The sequence below is a fragment of the Alcanivorax sp. NBRC 101098 genome, from assembly GCF_001010505.1.
Taxonomy (GTDB): Bacteria; Pseudomonadota; Gammaproteobacteria; order Pseudomonadales; family Alcanivoracaceae; genus Alcanivorax; species Alcanivorax borkumensis.
In genome coordinates, this window is record NZ_AP014613.1 from 2,804,649 (window position 1) to 2,820,660 (window position 16,012).

The 16,012-nt window shown below is 55.6% G+C and carries 14 protein-coding genes; 12 read left to right on the forward strand and 2 right to left on the reverse strand.

Annotation, left to right across the window (positions count from 1 at the left end):
• Positions 1-51 precede the first annotated feature (51 nt).
• A complete protein-coding gene (locus AS19_RS12710; RefSeq protein ID WP_046962171.1) occupies positions 52-1,479 on the forward strand; it encodes a TolC family outer membrane protein in 1,428 nt (475 codons plus the stop codon).
• A gap of 190 nt (positions 1,480-1,669) precedes the next feature.
• On the opposite strand, the gene waaA is transcribed toward AS19_RS12710, so the two are convergent.
• Positions 1,670-2,950 (reverse strand): lipid IV(A) 3-deoxy-D-manno-octulosonic acid transferase, encoded by a 1,281-nt coding sequence (gene waaA / locus AS19_RS12715; RefSeq protein WP_046962172.1) that lies wholly within the window; start codon positions 2,948-2,950, stop codon positions 1,670-1,672.
• 147 nt (positions 2,951-3,097) lie between these two features.
• Between waaA and AS19_RS12720 the strand changes: the two genes are divergently transcribed.
• From AS19_RS12720 to AS19_RS12730, 3 genes are all read left to right on the forward strand, one after another.
• A complete protein-coding gene (locus AS19_RS12720) occupies positions 3,098-4,306 on the forward strand; it encodes an FAD-dependent oxidoreductase (RefSeq protein WP_046962173.1) in 1,209 nt (402 codons plus the stop codon).
• 242 nt (positions 4,307-4,548) lie between these two features.
• Positions 4,549-5,346 carry an aldo/keto reductase gene (locus tag AS19_RS12725; RefSeq protein WP_046962174.1) on the forward strand — a complete coding sequence of 266 codons (798 nt, stop codon included), beginning with the start codon at positions 4,549-4,551 and terminating at the stop codon, positions 5,344-5,346.
• Between the two features lie 17 nt (positions 5,347-5,363).
• Complete coding sequence (locus tag AS19_RS12730) at positions 5,364-5,693, forward strand: hypothetical protein (RefSeq protein ID WP_011589776.1); 330 nt, start codon at positions 5,364-5,366, stop codon at positions 5,691-5,693.
• Positions 5,694-5,813: 120 nt separating this feature from the next.
• Here the strand turns inward: AS19_RS12730 and AS19_RS12735 are convergent, their stop codons facing one another.
• Complete coding sequence (locus AS19_RS12735) at positions 5,814-6,659, reverse strand: patatin family protein (RefSeq protein ID WP_011589777.1); 846 nt, start codon at positions 6,657-6,659, stop codon at positions 5,814-5,816.
• A 339-nt stretch (positions 6,660-6,998) separates the two neighbouring features.
• Between AS19_RS12735 and atzF the strand changes: the two genes are divergently transcribed.
• The 8 genes from atzF (at position 6,999) to urtE (ending at position 15,855) form a co-directional block, all read left to right on the forward strand.
• Positions 6,999-8,798, forward strand: coding sequence for an allophanate hydrolase (gene atzF, locus AS19_RS12740; protein WP_011589778.1), 1,800 nt, complete (start codon positions 6,999-7,001; stop codon positions 8,796-8,798).
• Positions 8,798-9,007: a hypothetical protein gene (locus tag AS19_RS12745; RefSeq protein ID WP_011589779.1), complete on the forward strand. Its 210-nt coding sequence runs from the start codon at positions 8,798-8,800 to the stop codon at positions 9,005-9,007. The genes atzF and AS19_RS12745 overlap by 1 nt, the downstream gene beginning before the upstream one ends.
• Positions 9,008-9,017: 10 nt before the next feature.
• Positions 9,018-9,740: a GntR family transcriptional regulator gene (locus tag AS19_RS12750; protein WP_046962175.1), complete on the forward strand. Its 723-nt coding sequence runs from the start codon at positions 9,018-9,020 to the stop codon at positions 9,738-9,740.
• A gap of 107 nt (positions 9,741-9,847) precedes the next feature.
• The gene (urtA, locus tag AS19_RS12755) at positions 9,848-11,146 is read left to right on the forward strand and encodes an urea ABC transporter substrate-binding protein (RefSeq protein WP_011589781.1); all 1,299 of its coding nucleotides are present in this window, start codon (positions 9,848-9,850) and stop codon (positions 11,144-11,146) included.
• A gap of 168 nt (positions 11,147-11,314) precedes the next feature.
• On the forward strand, positions 11,315-12,991 hold the full coding sequence (gene urtB / locus AS19_RS12760; RefSeq protein ID WP_011589782.1) for an urea ABC transporter permease subunit UrtB: 1,677 nt from the start codon (positions 11,315-11,317) through the stop codon (positions 12,989-12,991).
• 1 nt (position 12,992) lies between these two features.
• Positions 12,993-14,153, forward strand: coding sequence for an urea ABC transporter permease subunit UrtC (urtC, locus tag AS19_RS12765; RefSeq protein ID WP_011589783.1), 1,161 nt, complete (start codon positions 12,993-12,995; stop codon positions 14,151-14,153).
• A complete protein-coding gene (gene urtD, locus AS19_RS12770) occupies positions 14,150-14,995 on the forward strand; it encodes an urea ABC transporter ATP-binding protein UrtD (protein ID WP_011589784.1) in 846 nt (281 codons plus the stop codon). The genes urtC and urtD overlap by 4 nt, the downstream gene beginning before the upstream one ends.
• 164 nt (positions 14,996-15,159) lie before the next feature.
• On the forward strand, positions 15,160-15,855 hold the full coding sequence (gene urtE / locus AS19_RS12775; protein WP_011589785.1) for an urea ABC transporter ATP-binding subunit UrtE: 696 nt from the start codon (positions 15,160-15,162) through the stop codon (positions 15,853-15,855).
• Positions 15,856-16,012: the final 157 nt, after the last annotated feature.

Below are 16,012 nucleotides of genomic sequence, written 5' to 3' on the forward strand. Positions count from 1 at the left end.
ACTTGCCAGTACCATAATGACCAACCAGACATACAATAAGAGTGCACCAGAATGAAGCGTAGTCCGGCAACGTCCCTAGTTCTTCTTCTTACCTCACTGGCCAGCGCCGTACAGGCCGCTGATCTCACTCAAGTCGCTAACGCCGCCTGGAGTTACGATGGTACCTGGCGCTCTGCCCGGATGAACTGGAATGCCGACCAAGAGCTGATGGTACAAGGCCGTGCCGCCCTGTTTCCGAATGTCTCCGCCAGCTACGGACGCTACGACACCGAACAAAAAATCGAAGATGCGCCGCCCGCCGCAGCCGACGAACAAAACTATGGCAGCGAAATCAGCACGTTCACCCTAACGCAGCCCCTGTTCCGTGTTGATGCCTGGTATGGCTACAAAGAGGCACAGTCCAGCACCGATATCGCGCAGGCTAACTTCGAACAAGCTCGCCAAGACTTTGTGCTACGAGTAGCTCAGGGCTACTTCGGCGTACTGCGCGCCTGGGACAACTGGGTATCGGCAAAAGCTGAAGAGAAGGCCATCGGTCGCCAATTGGAACAGACCCAAGAGCGGTTTGATGTGGGCCTAGTACCGGCCACCGACGTGGAGGAAGCGCAAGCAACCTACGACCTGACCCAGGTCAACCTGATTGTCGCCCGCCAGCAATACGAGATTGCCCGTGACCAGCTGGAAACACTCACCGGCCAAAAATGGGCAACCCTGCTAGAGCTGCGCAATGAACTGCCCATGGAGGGCCCGCAGCCCACGGACATGAACGACTGGATTGAAAAAGCCAAAGCACAAAATCCACAAGTGCTGGCCGCGCTCTACAATACCGAGCTAACCGAAAACACGGCCAAACGTCAGCTGGGCACCATGCTGCCTCAGGTTCAACTAGTGGGACAATATCAGCATTCCCACCTCTCTCCAGACAGTTCATCGTCAACCGGCAGCTTAAGCAGCAGCTCACTCTACGATACTGAAACCAAACAGATCGGCATTGAAGTTAGCATGCCTCTGTTCCAGGGGGGCGGCCTGAACAGCCGCCGCAAAGAAGCCTACCTGCGAGCAGATGCGGCAGATTACCAATACGATCAAGCCGTACGCGATATCGTCCAACAGACCCGTAGCGCTTACCGCACCGTGGAAGCGGACGCCCTGCGCATCAAGGCTCGCCAGCAGGCTATCCGCTCCACTCGCTCTGCTCTGGATGCTACCCAGTCCGGTTATGAAGTGGGCACCCGTAATGTGGTCGACGTGCTCAATGCTCAGCGCGCCCTGTTCGCCGCCGAACGTGATTACGCCAATGCCCGCTACGACTACATCATCAACTCGTTGACCCTGAAATCCACCACCGGAGACCTGCAGCAGGGAGACCTCGCTGCGGTGAATAACTGGCTGGCACCAGAACAACCCCTAGACCTTTACAACCCGGATCTGGACGGTAAGAGTGAAAAAATGGTCCCGGAGAATTCGTCCATCGATTGACGCTAACCACCTGAGGCAAACACCGCGCCAGAGATTGCCGTCAACAGGATCGTAAAATATAAAAAAACCGCTAGCCGTTACCGGACAGCGGTTTTTTTATATTTACTTGCGAGAAAAATCCGACGGTTGATGTTCAGCCCTTCACACTAAAAATTCATGCGCAGATACACAACCTAAACAGCAGATCGCATTAACCCGAAGGGCCAAGTCCAGTATTCAGCTCCATGGCAACCAACCGCAGCCCTTTTTCCAGCGCCCCTCGATTAGCTTCCACCACGCCGGCAGCAGCTTTGCCTTGCCGAGCGCATTGTGCCGGGTCATCCAGCAAGGCCAGCAAGGTCGCTCCCAACGATTGCGCATCCTCCACCACACTGAGCCCGCCAGCATCATCAAGCAACTGCCCAATAGCAGTAAAATTATGTAAATGCGGCCCGGTGAGCACCGGCTTCTGCCAAGCCGCCGGCTCCAACAAATTATGCCCACCTACCGGCACCAGAGAGCCGCCCACAAAAGCCACATCGCAGGTGCCAAACAACATCAACAGCTCACCCATGGTATCGGCCAAGTACACATCCACGCCGGCGGCCGACTCCTGCTGGCTGCGCCGAGCCACCGACAACCCTGCCTCACGGACCTGATTGGCCACTGCAGCAAACCGTTCCGGGTGTCGAGGAACCAGGATTAACAGCGCCTCAGGCTTGTGTTTACGCAATATCATATGGGCAGCCAAAACCAGAGCGTCCTCTCCGGGATGGGTGCTGGCAGCGATCCACACCGGCCGGTTACCGAACGACGAGCGCAGTGCCGCCGCAGCCTCTTTCACTGCTGCATCCAGTGTCATATCGAATTTCACACTGCCAATGGGATATACCCGTTCCGGCCAAGCCCCCAGCGCCATGTAACGCTCGGCTTCCACTTGGGTCTGCACTGCCAGCGCGTCAAAGCGTGCCATCATTGGGCGAATCAACCGCGGCAACTTGCCGTAACCCTGATAACTTTTTTCCGACAATCGCCCATTCATTAGCATCAGTTTAGCGCCATGGCGCTTTACCGCCGCACACAGATTCGGCCACAGCTCGGTTTCCAGCACGATTACCAGTTGCGGATCAAAGGCGCGCATAAAACGGTTCAACGCCGTGGGCAATTCCCAAGGACAATAAACGTGAGTCACCCGGCCCCCGAACAACGCCTGCACCCGCTCTGAGCCAGTGGGCGTAGTGGTGGTGACCAGTAAAGGCACATCAGGGTAGTCTTCCAGCAACCGCTCAATTAACGGCGCCGCCGCCAATGTTTCCCCCACCGACACCGCATGCACCCAAAGGCTTTTTTTCAAGATCCCGGACCGGTACCCCCACGCCATGCGCTCCTTCCACCGCAAACGATAAGCCGGTGCTTTTCTACCTCTCAGCCACAAGCGCAGAAAAAGAGCGGGAAGCAGCAAATACCAAAGGGCGGAATAAATAGTTCGCATAGGGGCTCTTATCTCAATGTAGAGGCAATACACGGGCAACGCGCACAGCCCAAAACACATGATCCATCTTGTCTGTGTCAGCGCCGATGCGCGTGCCAGCGGCCTTGCTTATGCTAGCATAGCCGCACAGTTCAACGATGGTGAGCCATGAGTGACTCGACCCTAAAACCCGACACAATCCACCCAGACATTGTGGTCTTTGGTGGCGGCATTGCCGGCCTGTGGCTAATAAACCGGCTCCACGCCGCCGGCTACCAATGCCTACTGCTGGAATCCGCCAGCCTTGGTGGCGACCAGACCCTCGCGAGCCAGGGGATTATCCACGGCGGCCTCAAGTATGCCTTAAGCGGCAACCTGTCCAACGAATCCGAAGCGATTGCCCAGATGCCGGATCGCTGGCGTGCCGCCATGGCCGGCACCGACTCGGTAGACCTGCGCAACCTGAAAGTGCTCAGCGATACTCAACACATGTGGTCCAGCGGATCAGTGGCCTCACGGATGACTAACTTTTTCGCTAGCAAGATGCTCCGTGGCCGAATCGAAAAACTCAAGCGTGACCATTTCCCCAGCGCGCTGGCCAATAAGGCTTTCAAAGGCAACGTCTATAAACTCGACGACCTAGTGATCGACACTGAATCATTGATCGACACCCTTAGTGCCCCGGTCCGAGACCGGCTACTGGCGTTCGATACCCAGCGCGATACTCTAGAATGGAATAACGACGGCCTGCGCGCCGTCACCATTAATGGCCAGCGCATTGAGCCACGGCTGACCCTGCTGGCCGCCGGCAACGGTAACCCAGCTCTGCTTGACGGCGCTCATCGCGCCCACCTTTTGGAACAGGAACACAGCCAGCTGCGGCCATTGAAAATGGTGCTGGTAAAACACGACCAAGGCCATCGGCTTTACGCCCACTGCGTTGGCACCAGCAACAAACCCGTGCTCACTGTGACCACCCACGATTGTCCGGACGGCAAGGTGGTGTGGTACCTGGGCGGCGACTTGGCAGAGCGGGGGGTAGAGCGTACCGATGAAGAACAACTACATGCCGGTCGGGAAGAATTATCGCACCTTTTCCCTTGGCTAGATTTTAGCAACGCTCAATTCGCCACCCTAGATGTGACCCGCGCCGAACCCAAACAACATGCGCTGGTCAAGCCGGATAACGCCTACGCCCGCCGGGATCAAAACCTGATCATCGCCTGGCCCACTAAACTCACCCTGGCGCCGGATCTAGGCGACCGGGTAATGGCGCTGGTGGAAGAAACAGGCCTTCAACCCGGCGAGCCATTAACGATACCGCCAGCCCTTCACCGGGCGCCCATGGGCGTACCGTACTGGCATCGCTGTTTTTAATGATTACTGTAGCAAGGCGTCGTTGGTGCTGCGCAAATGTCAGTTGAACGTTAAAGCGCAAAGGGAGAAAGGAGAAGGATGAATAACCTTTTCATCCCGAACCCGAGACTGACCTGGCATGGGCACGACGCCCAAGCATTAAATGGACACAATTTCAGCGTCGCTACTGAACCGAAAACTTGCAACCGTTCCTCATCACACCGCTAGCAACGGACCTGCAGCGACACCAATAAGGAAGCATCATGTCCTTCATGCGCACACTGGGCAACACAGGATTAACCGTCAGTGCACTGGGCTTGGGCACAGTGAAAATCGGCCGCGATAAGGGAGTGAAGTACCCCAACAGCTTCACCATCCCCGATGATCGTGCGGTAACAGAACTACTCGCTCAAGCACAGGATCTGGGCATCAACCTAATCGACACAGCGCCGGCCTACGGTCACAGTGAACAGCGGCTCGGTCAGTTAATGAGCCAACGCCAAGACTGGGTCATCGTCACCAAGGTCGGTGAAGAATTTGATAACAACAGTGGTGACAGCCATTTTGATTTTTCACCGGAACACGTGCGTTTCTCGGTGGAACGTAGCCTGCAACGGCTCAACACGGACTATCTGGATTGCGTGCTGATTCACTCCGACGGCAATGACCTGGCAATCATCGAAAAGGGCACTCTGGACGCTCTCAACGACCTGAAAAAAGCCGGCCTGATCCGCGCCACAGGCATGTCCACGAAAACCGTGGCTGGCGGCATCGCCAGCCTGAATCACGCGGACATGGCCATGGTCACCTACAACCTGCATCAGCAAGACGAAGCCCCCGTGATCGAGCACGCCGCCGCCCGGCAAAAAGGCATCCTAATCAAGAAGGCCTTTGCCAGCGGTCACCTCAATGACACCCTTGATGACCCGGTACAGGAAAGTCTGGACCAAATCCTTGGCATCGCCGGCGTTAGCAGTATCATTGCTGGCACCATTAACCCCGCCCACTTACAAGAAAACGTGGCCAAAGCCCGGCAGGCCTGCAAGATGGCAGCGCAATAATAACAACAGGAAACAGCATGCGTTTTTGTCTGATGATTCTGCTACTCGGCTCCTGCCTCGCAGCACAGGCGGATAAAATACGGCTACTGCGCGAAGCCCCTCAGGAGTGCGAAGAAAAAAGCGCGGTTTCGGTATCGTCCGGCAGCAAAATGCGGGGCATGTTGTTCAGCGATGCGCGAATAGATCGCCACGTGAACAAGAAGCTCACCAGAGCCATCAAAAAAGCCGGCGGCAATCGCGCCATGCTCAGCGACCGCCGCGAGTTTATGATGGAGAATCATTTTCGCGGTATTGAGCATATTGAGCTGGATGCCTGGGTTTGGCACTGCGAAGAGAAAGAGCGCTAGGCGCTACACTATTTGAAGTGCCCTGGCTCACAAAACACCACGCCCAAACCTTTTAGCTCGACCTGGCAGGATTACGCCACGTAGAAAGCAAAACCTGTTGCAGCGTGAAGCGCTTGCACATTACCCCACTACTGCTTTCTCCACCCCCAACGACTGTAATCCCGCACGATGCCCCTGCTGATATCCTTGCTGCAATTTTTCCACATTGGTGGTCAACCGATTCACCGGGAAGTGCATCGGTGGGGCGATAACATTGAGGCAACAATCATCAGGCGGGCTGTCAATAAAATCCAATGCTCTATTATAGACATCTGTACGTTTCGCCATGGCTTCATAAAAGGCGGGGATATCACGAGCCCAAGGCTTTAATAAAGGCGTCAACGCACTAGGGCGTTTGCGGAAACCCTGAGGGCGGGACAACACCACGGTGATATCCCGCGCGCCCTGTTCGTAAGCCCAACGCACCGGAATGGAATCCGCTAGCCCGCCATCGGTCATGGGGTGGCCGGCCACCTTGGGAAAGTCTCGGTAGGCAAAAGGAATAGAACAGGACGCGGTGATTACCTCATCTAAATTACTCGGCTGGGTCTGAAAATAACGCGGCGCCCCGTCTTCTATCGAGGTAGTCACTACCCACAGAGAAGTATTTCCCTGCCAATGTCTCTCCAAATTCAACGGCACGTCTATGCGAGACTGGTGCCACAACCAGTGCACATCACACAAATGTCCACCCGACATAAAACGTGACCAGTTGATAAAGTCCGGTCGACAGGCATGGTCGGTGATCACTTGACGGCTGCGGCCATGATTACCTGCCAGATAGCCGATCAGATTGGTCGAGCCGGCAGACGCGCCCACGGCGAAATCGAAATCCTGATGTTTTTTTTCCAAAAACGCATCCAACACCCCGGCAGCAAAAATACCGCGCATGGCACCGCCTTCCACTACCAACGCACGCTGTGACATTCTTTTCCCTCCACCTCGAACCGGTCTGGGCTGTACGCCCTTGAATCGGTTCAACAACGATGCCAAGGCCTCCCAAAGAAGGGAAATAGAGTCTTACTGTCCTTTTCATCGTCATCGCTGATACATCCCACAGCCGCCGTCAGGGAAGGCACTGCGGGGCTGCACCGATACCGCGCAGCTGCATCAGATTAGCGCACCCAGTGTCTGGACATAGCTCTCTTCACTCAACATTAACCTTATTAATTACTGTAAAAACAAAGCGTTAAATATTTTTCATGGCTGGCACCCCCTTTGCACAAATACGAATACCAACTTGTGTACAACCAGGTGTGCTAACGAATGATTGGCTGGACTCTTCAACAATGGCAGATGGCCTACCGCAGCGGTGAACTCACCCCGGTACAGGCCATGAAACAACTGGCCACCACTCTGCAGGATAGTGAGCGCGCCCTGTGGATCCATCTCCTGGATGAGGCTTCCTTGACGGCCCAGGCGCAAGCGCTAACGGATCCATCGCTGCCACTCTATGGCATTCCCTTTGCCGTGAAAGACAACATTGATGTTGTGGGCATGCCCACAACAGCAGCCTGCCCGGCATTCGCCTACACCCCGACGGAAGACGCCACCGTGGTACGACTACTGCGCGACGCCGGCGCCATCGTCGTAGGCAAGACCAATCTGGATCAGTTTGCCACCGGTCTGGTTGGCACTCGTTCCCCCTATGGCGAAGTACCCAATCCATTCAACCCGGATTACCTCAGTGGTGGCTCCAGTTCAGGTTCCGCCACGGCCGTGAGCCTGGGCCTGGTACCCTTTTCACTGGGCACCGATACCGCCGGTTCCGGCCGAGTACCTGCAGCGTTCACCAACACGGTGGGCCTCAAGCCCACCCGCGGTGCCATTAGCACCCACGGTGTTGTTCCTGCCTGCCGGACCCTTGATTGCGTCAGCATCTTTGCCCTGAACGTGGACGATGCCCAAGAGATCTTTCGACTCATCAGCCAGTTCGACAGCGCAGATCCTTACAGCCGCGCAGCTCCCCGATTGCTAACCACCGGACTCCCCGAACGCCCGACTCTCGGCATCCCCAAAGACCTTCCCTGGTTCGAGGATAGCCAAGCCCAACAGCTGTGGGAGCGACAGCTGGACCAGCTCAGAGAGATTGCCAACCTGATCACTATCGACACCACGGTGTTGCAGGATGCCGCCGCTTTACTCTATCAGGGCCCCTGGGTGGCGGAACGTTTCATTGTCACCGAACCCTTGTTGCAAAAAAGCCCCTACACCTTGCTGCCAGTAATTCGTGACATTCTCGCCCCCGCCGCCGCCCTGACAGCAGCGGACAGTTTCCGGGCCCAGTACCAGCTGGCTGAATTGAAACGGCAGTCCGAAGCACTAATGGCCCAGGTTGATGCATTGTTGCTCCCCACTACGCCCGGCATCTACACCCGCGCCGCCGTGCAAGCCAACCCCATCACCCTGAACAGCCAGCTAGGCACCTGGACCAATTTCGTCAACCTCTTGGACCTGTGCGCCCTGGCATTGCCCGGCGGCTTCCGTGAAGACGGCTTGCCCGGCGGTGTCACCCTAATTGGCCCCGCTTGGCAGGACCACGCCCTGGCCGACTTCGGCCGGCGCTGGCAGCAGGCCCAGCCCTGGCAGGCCGGCGCTACCGGACAGCGGCTGGCCAAGCCGCAGACCCATGCGGCCAATGATGATGAGGACGATGTAATGACTGTCGCCGTGGTTGGCGCACACCTTTCCGGCATGCCCCTCAATACCCAGCTCACCGAACGCGACGGCGTGTTGCTCGAAGCCACCCACACGGCGCCCTGTTATCGGCTCTACGCCCTGGCCAACACTGTGCCGCCCAAACCCGGGCTGATTCGTAGCGAAAAAGACGGGGGTGACTGCATTCCCATCGAGCTGTGGCGAATGCCGATGAAGCACTTCGGCAGTTTTGTCGGCTTAATCCCCGCCCCACTGGGCATCGGTAGTCTGGAAACCACCGACGGTCGCTGGGTGAAAGGCTTTATCTGTGAACCCTGGGCCATTGGGGACGCCACCGACATTACCGCACTGGGCGGCTGGAGAAACTACATCGCGCAAGTGGCGACAAACGCTCAGGAAACACACTGATGAAGCCGTGGCGCTGGGGGGCGCTAACCGCTGCAAAACAGCGTTGTGAATTCGGTCTCACGGCACAGAACGCCGCTAGCAGCGACCGCCACAGCCATCTGATCAATGCACACATCAGCGGCAACGTTATTGTTCTGCATTGCCTGCCTGGAGCCATCATTAACGCCCGCGATCCAGTGATCGCCATCAACACCGCCGCGATGGCCTGAGGAATCAAAGATGAATACGCGAGCGGGAAAAAAAACCGAACGTCTGGCTGAACGAATTTATCTGCAATTAAAGCAGGACATGTTTGATTTTCGGCTAATGCCCGGCGACCGCTTCAGTGAAAACGAAGTGGCCGAACGGATGGGTGTATCACGCACCCCCGTGCGCGAAGCCCTGTTCCGATTACAACGGGAAACCTTTGTAGATGTGCTCTATCGCAGCGGTTGGCAGGTCAAGCCCTTCGACTTCAAATATTTCGAAGAATTATACGACGTGCGCACCGTTCTCGAATGCGCCGCTGTACGCAAGCTATGCGAACACGGCGGTGAACTAAGCAAACTGGATAATCTGGTTAGCCAATGGTGTGTAGAAAAGGCACAAAGATTATCCGATGGCCCTGTGGTCAGCGGCATGGATGAACATTTTCACGAACGACTGGTGGAAAGCACCGGCAACAATCAAATGGCACGCATTCATCATGATCTCACCGAGCGGCTACGCATTATACGGCGCCTGGATTTCACCAGCCCCTCCCGAGTGGAGGCCACTTATAACGAACACCAGGCAGTGCTGGAAGCCATCCTGCACCGCCAGGTGGAGCAAGCACAAATTCTGCTGTGTGCCCACATTGAAGAATCACGTAACGAAGTCAGAAAAATCACCGTACACATGCTGCACGAGGCCAGCGTACGCGCTGAGTTACCCGCAAGCTCTATCAACAAGAGTGATGGTTAACGTATTAGAGGGAAACAACAAGCCAGTGAGCCAACAGGAGTAGGAAGGAGGGTTCACGGCAATACAAACGCCCATTTAAACGCGACTGAGAAGCAAGGAGAAATACCATGAGTTTTTCACAATCCATGAAGAAAGTAGCTGCCGGGGTTATCGCCTCCAGCGCCATTGCCTATAGCGGTGTCGTTATGGCCGCCGACACCATCAAGGTCGGGGTGCTGCACTCTCTGTCCGGCACGATGGCTATCAGTGAATCCACACTGAAAGACACCGTTCTGATGATGATCGAAGAACAGAATAAAAAGGGCGGAGTCATGGGCAAAAAGCTTGAGCCCGTTGTGGTTGACCCCGCCTCGAACTGGCCGCTGTTTGCAGAAAAAACCCGTGAGCTGATCACCCAAGAAAACGTGGACGTTATTTTTGGCTGCTGGACATCGGTATCGCGCAAGTCCGTATTGCCCGTAGTGGAAGAGCTGAACGGGTTGTTGTTCTACCCGGTCCAGTATGAAGGTGAAGAGTCGTCCAAGAATGTCTTCTATACCGGTGCAGCACCCAATCAGCAGGCGATCCCTGCGGTGGATTACCTGATCAACGATCTGGAGGTTGAACGCTTCGTTCTTGCCGGGACCGATTACGTTTATCCGCGCACCACTAACAAGATTCTGGAAGCTTACTTGAAGTCCAAAGGCGTGTCCGAAAAGGACATCATGATCAACTACACCCCGTTCGGACATTCTGACTGGCAGAGCATCGTCAGCGAAATTAAAGCCTTCGGTAGCCAAGGCAAAAAAACCGCTGTGGTCTCCACAGTGAACGGCGATGCCAATGTGCCTTTCTATAAAGAGCTGGGCAACCAAGGAGTGAGCGCCGAAGACATTCCCGTGGTGGCCTTCTCTGTAGGTGAAGAAGAGCTATCGGGCATCGACACCGGCCCGCTGGTTGGCCATCTGGCTGCTTGGAACTATTTCCAAAGCGTCTACAACGATACCAACAACGCTTTTATTGACCAGTGGCACGCCTATACCGGTGACGACAAGCGCGTGACCAATGACCCTATGGAAGCAACCTACATCGGCTTCAATATGTGGGTGAAGGCGGTTGAAAAGGCTCAATCTACCGACACCGATAAAGTGGCTGACGCCATGATCGGCATCAAGACCCCCAACCTGACCGGCGGCACAGCGGTGATGAACAAGAACCACCACCTATCTAAGCCCGTATTGATCGGTGAAATTCAGGATGACGGTCAGTTCGCCGTTGTCTGGGAAACCGAAGGGTTGGTGCAAGGTGATGCCTGGTCTGATTTCCTGCCGGGCTCCAAAGACCTGATCTCCGACTGGACCGCACCGACTCGTTGCGGCAACTACAACACCAAGACCAACACCTGTGGCGGTGCTTCTGCCGAGTAAGGCTGCACGCAACAGCACTCTGGGCAACGCCCAGGGTGCTCGTCGCTTAGACCAACATTACGCATAACACATGAAGCCAGCACCAGAACAGTGGCCATCGCCTTTCACAGGCGCGCCCTCCAACGTATTGATCTGGCTTTCATTTTGACGCCCTGTAAGGAGCCCGTCATGGGTCGTAAATTTAGCCGAATACTGATAGCGCTGCTAATAGCACTGCAGGTCAGTGTGAGCTGGGCAGAAGAGCCACTGCAAGAACAAACAACACCAACCCAGCCAATCACGGAGAACAGCGAGGGCGCCACTGGCATACCCACCCCTACCCTCCAAAACATTCTTGACCGGTTGACCAGTCGTAGCTTTGATGAAAAAGAAGCGGCTATTCGTGAACTGGCAAACCAAGACAACCCCCGTGTTATTGCGCTACTCAACGCCTTGATGAATCGCGAACTGGTGCATAATCGAAAAGATAACAGCATCGTCTTAGGCAGCAAGAAAGACGGTCAATGGGAACTACGCGATCCAGAAACCACCCAGCTTATTGGCCAAGTAGATAGCCGCGCTGCACGGCCAGTGATCATCAACAACCGCTTGCGTACCGTGATCAATAACCAGCTGGCACTGGCTGCTCTGAACGACCCGGACAGCGATGTTCGCTATCGGGCCGCCAACCAACTGATCGGCAATGATGATCCGGAAATGCTAACAGCGCTGGCAAGCCGCCGCGCCCAGGAAGCGGATCCTCGTGTTGCCGTACAAATTGACACCGCTCTGAATATTGCCGCCCTGCGCAGTGACGATTTGAGTACACGACTCAGCGCCATTGACACCCTCGCTGGCAACCTGCACCCAGACGTTAAGAATGCGTTCAATGAGCGCCTGCGTGTAACCCAACACCCAACAGAAAAAAAGGCACTGGAAAAAGCCATCGCCCGCATCGAAGCACGTATTGAAAGGTTCCAAACCGCCGACACCGTGTTCTTCGGTCTGAGCCTGGGCTCGGTATTGTTACTGGCCGCCATCGGCCTGGCCATTACGTTCGGGGTGATGGGCGTCATCAACATGGCCCATGGCGAACTGATCATGCTGGGCGCCTACACGACCTATGTAGTGCAACAACTGTTGCCCACCAGTCACGAATGGTCACTGCTGATTGCCATTCCCGCTGCTTTTCTTGTGTCCGCCTTTGTCGGCATACTTATCGAACGCTTTGTCATTCGCTTTCTGTATGGCCGACCACTGGAAACCCTGCTAGCGACCTTTGGGGTCAGCCTCATTTTGCAACAGGCAGTACGGGTCATTTTCTCCCCACTGAACCGCACCGTAATTACCCCGGAATGGATGAGTGGTGCATTGGAAATCAACCCCGTGTTCTCGCTGACCTACAACCGGCTGTACATTATCTTCTTTGCCTTGGCGGTTTTTCTAGCCCTTCTCACTTTGCTCAAGAAAACCCGACTGGGCCTGCAAGTCCGTGCGGTCAGCCAAAATCGCGCCACCGCCCGCAGCCTCGGTATTCGCAGTGAACGGGTCAACGCTCTCACCTTCGGGCTGGGCTCAGGCATCGCCGGAGTGGCCGGCGTCGCATTGGCACAGCTAACCAACGTGGGGCCAAACCTGGGCCAGAGCTACATCATCGACTCCTTCATGGTTGTAGTGTTCGGCGGAGTCGGCAATCTGTGGGGCACTCTCACTGCGGCCTTCAGCCTCGGCATTGCCAACAAATTACTGGAACCCATGGCCGGCGCGGTACTGGCCAAGATTGTGGTGCTGGTCTTCATCATTCTGTTTATACAGCGCAAACCGCGGGGTCTGTTCCCGCAACGTGGCCGGGCGGCGGAGGAATAACATGCGAGATTCAACATTCAAAAGCGCCTTCAGCGACCGCGCAGCAAAAACCTTTATGGGCGTGCTGTTTGGTGCCACCCTGCTGGTGACCATACTCAACCAGCTGTTTCCAGCTGACTCTGCCCTGCATGTAAGCGCCTACACCGTGACGCTGCTTGGCAAATACCTGTGTTACGCGCTGCTGGCGCTGGCGCTGGATCTCGTGTGGGGCTACTGCGGTATTCTCAGCCTGGGCCACGGCGCCTTCTTTGCCTTGGGAGGCTATGCCATGGGCATGTACCTGATGCGCCAGATCGGCGATCGCGGCGTCTATGGCAACCCGGACCTCCCTGACTTCATGGTCTTTTTGAACTGGAGTGAGCTGCCCTGGTATTGGCAGGGTTTTGACCAATTTTGGTTTGCCGCATTGATGATTCTGCTAGTGCCCGGTCTGCTGGCATTCGTATTCGGCTGGCTGGCGTTCCGCTCTAGAGTCACAGGGGTCTACCTGTCCATCATCACCCAGGCGCTGACCTATGCGTTAATGCTGGCGTTCTTCCGTAACGAGTTGGGTTTTGGCGGCAACAACGGGCTCACCGACTTCAAGGATTTGCTCGGCTTTTCCCTGCAATCGGATTCCACTCGCGTGGGCTTGTTGATGGCCACCGCCGTAGCCCTGGCCGGTGCCTTTGTACTATGCCGCTGGATCACCGGCAGCAAACTGGGCCGCGTGGTACTGGCGGTGCGTGATGCAGAATCCCGAGCGCGCTTTGTGGGTTACCGCACTGAACATTACAAACTGTGGATTTTCACCCTCAGCGCCATCCTCGCGGGTATCGCCGGGGCGCTGTATGTGCCCCAGGTGGGCATCATTAATCCTGGAGAGTTCTCACCACTGAATTCCATCGAGCTGGTGGTATGGGTGGCCGTTGGCGGTCGCGCCACCCTATATGGGGCGGTTATCGGCGCCATCTTGGTGAACTACGGTAAAACCGTATTCACCGGCATCATGCCCGAAGCCTGGCTGTTCGCCTTGGGGGGGCTGTTTGTAGCCGTTACCGTATTCCTTCCCCATGGATTAGTGGGTTTGGTATCGGAAAATTGGGAAAAAATAAAAGCGCGATTGAATCGAAACAACAAACCATCCGGCTCCGCCAGACCTGCAGAAGGAGACCTGTCATGAATGCACTGGATAACCTGCGCGAGACTTTTCGCCGTGATCAGGTATTCGATTTCATGCGCCAAGGCACCCGCCCAGTGCTCCCAGGGCAACTGGATTCTGGTACCAGTAAAAATATTCTCTACATGGAAGATATCACCGTCAGCTTTGATGGTTTCAAAGCGATCAATGATTTGACTCTGTATATCAAAACCGGCGAATTACGCTGCATCATCGGCCCCAACGGGGCCGGTAAATCCACCATGATGGATGTGATCACCGGCAAGACCCGTCCGGATAGCGGCACCTGTTTTTTCGGCCAGACCCTGGACCTCACCCGCATGAGTGAAACGGACATTGCCACCGCCGGCATCGGCCGAAAATTCCAGAAGCCCACCGTGTTCCCGGAACACACCGCTTTCGAGAACCTGGAGCTGGCCATGCACAGCCCCAAGGGCCCCTGGCATTCTCTTTTCACTCGGCTCAGCGGCGAGCAAACAAACTGGATTGAAGAAACGCTATACACCGTCGGGCTGTTAGGCGAGCGCAACAAGGTGGCTGGGCTGCTGTCTCATGGCCAGAAACAATGGCTGGAAATCGGCATGGTACTGATGCAAAAACCGCAGCTGCTACTGGTGGACGAACCCATCGCCGGCATGACCCGCCAAGAAGTCGAGCGCACCGGAGAGTTGCTGAAAAGCCTTGCCGGCAAACATTCCGTCGTTGTCGTCGAGCATGACATGGAGTTTATTCGTTCCATCGCCAGCACCGTCACGGTACTTCACCAGGGCAGTGTGCTGGCCGAAGGCACCATGGAGCAAGTACAGAACGATCCGAAAGTGATTGAAGTGTATTTGGGCGAATAAATTCGCAGCTACACACTGCCACATTAGACAGAGACAGGAATATTTTTTGATTGCCGGTTTTTTAGACTTTTTCCCTATGCACGGCGAGAAGTCTGGCCGGCTATAACCGCTCCTTCCCGCGTTGCAGCTTATAGCTTGCTTGCTGCTCTATTCGGAGAATCACCGTGTTACAACTGAACAAGGTTAACCAATACTACGGCCAATCCCACACCCTCTGGGATATAGACCTCGACCTGAAGAAAGGCGAATGCCTGTGTGTCATGGGCCGCAACGGCGTGGGTAAAACAACCCTGCTGAAAACGATTATGGGCTTATTGCCGGTTAAAAGTGGCAGCATTGAATTCAATGGTACCGATTTTACTACGCTAGCCGCCGAAGAGCGGGCCCGAGCGGGCATTGGCTATGTCCCTCAGGGGCGGGAAATTTTCCCTCTGCTAAGCGTGGAAGAAAACCTGGAAACCGGCTTACAGGCCCGACCGGATCGCAGCAAGAAAATTCCAGAGCGTATTTACGAACTCTTCCCGGTGCTGCACGAAATGCGCCATCGTCGCGGTGGCGACTTGTCCGGCGGACAGCAACAACAGCTGGCGATCGGTCGCGCCCTAGCACTGGACCCAACACTGCTCATTCTGGATGAACCCACAGAAGGTATTCAACCCAACATTGTCGACATGATTGGCCGGGTGATCAAAACTCTAAACCAACAAGAAGGGCTCACCGTGCTACTGGTAGAACAGAAGCTTCACTTCGCCCGCGCCACCGCCGATCGCTTCGCCATTATCGACCGGGGCAGTAAAGTAGCAGAGGGGGACATGGGCGAACTGGATGAGACGCTGATCAAGCGTTATTTGACGGTTTAGTCATCAATCCCTTCTGTGCCGTAGAAGCGTCGCTGGTGGCGTGATCACTTATCGCTGATATCGCGCCAGCGATACCCCTTTTACAGTAAAAATTGCCCACCCCATCGTTGCGTTGAGTACAACGGAAACCCACCAGATGACACCGGTTATTATGACG

Coding starts and splice junctions, on each gene's coding strand:
- AS19_RS12710 (WP_046962171.1), top strand. CDS start 52: ATGAAGCGTAGTCCGGCAACGTCCCTAGTTCTTCTTCTTACCTCACTG.
- waaA (WP_046962172.1), bottom strand. CDS start 2,950: ATGCGAACTATTTATTCCGCCCTTTGGTATTTGCTGCTTCCCGCTCTT.
- AS19_RS12720 (WP_046962173.1), top strand. CDS start 3,098: ATGAGTGACTCGACCCTAAAACCCGACACAATCCACCCAGACATTGTG.
- AS19_RS12725 (WP_046962174.1), top strand. CDS start 4,549: ATGTCCTTCATGCGCACACTGGGCAACACAGGATTAACCGTCAGTGCA.
- AS19_RS12730 (WP_011589776.1), top strand. CDS start 5,364: ATGCGTTTTTGTCTGATGATTCTGCTACTCGGCTCCTGCCTCGCAGCA.
- AS19_RS12735 (WP_011589777.1), bottom strand. CDS start 6,659: ATGTCACAGCGTGCGTTGGTAGTGGAAGGCGGTGCCATGCGCGGTATT.
- atzF (WP_011589778.1), top strand. CDS start 6,999: ATGATTGGCTGGACTCTTCAACAATGGCAGATGGCCTACCGCAGCGGT.
- AS19_RS12745 (WP_011589779.1), top strand. CDS start 8,798: ATGAAGCCGTGGCGCTGGGGGGCGCTAACCGCTGCAAAACAGCGTTGT.
- AS19_RS12750 (WP_046962175.1), top strand. CDS start 9,018: ATGAATACGCGAGCGGGAAAAAAAACCGAACGTCTGGCTGAACGAATT.
- urtA (WP_011589781.1), top strand. CDS start 9,848: ATGAGTTTTTCACAATCCATGAAGAAAGTAGCTGCCGGGGTTATCGCC.
- urtB (WP_011589782.1), top strand. CDS start 11,315: ATGGGTCGTAAATTTAGCCGAATACTGATAGCGCTGCTAATAGCACTG.
- urtC (WP_011589783.1), top strand. CDS start 12,993: ATGCGAGATTCAACATTCAAAAGCGCCTTCAGCGACCGCGCAGCAAAA.
- urtD (WP_011589784.1), top strand. CDS start 14,150: ATGAATGCACTGGATAACCTGCGCGAGACTTTTCGCCGTGATCAGGTA.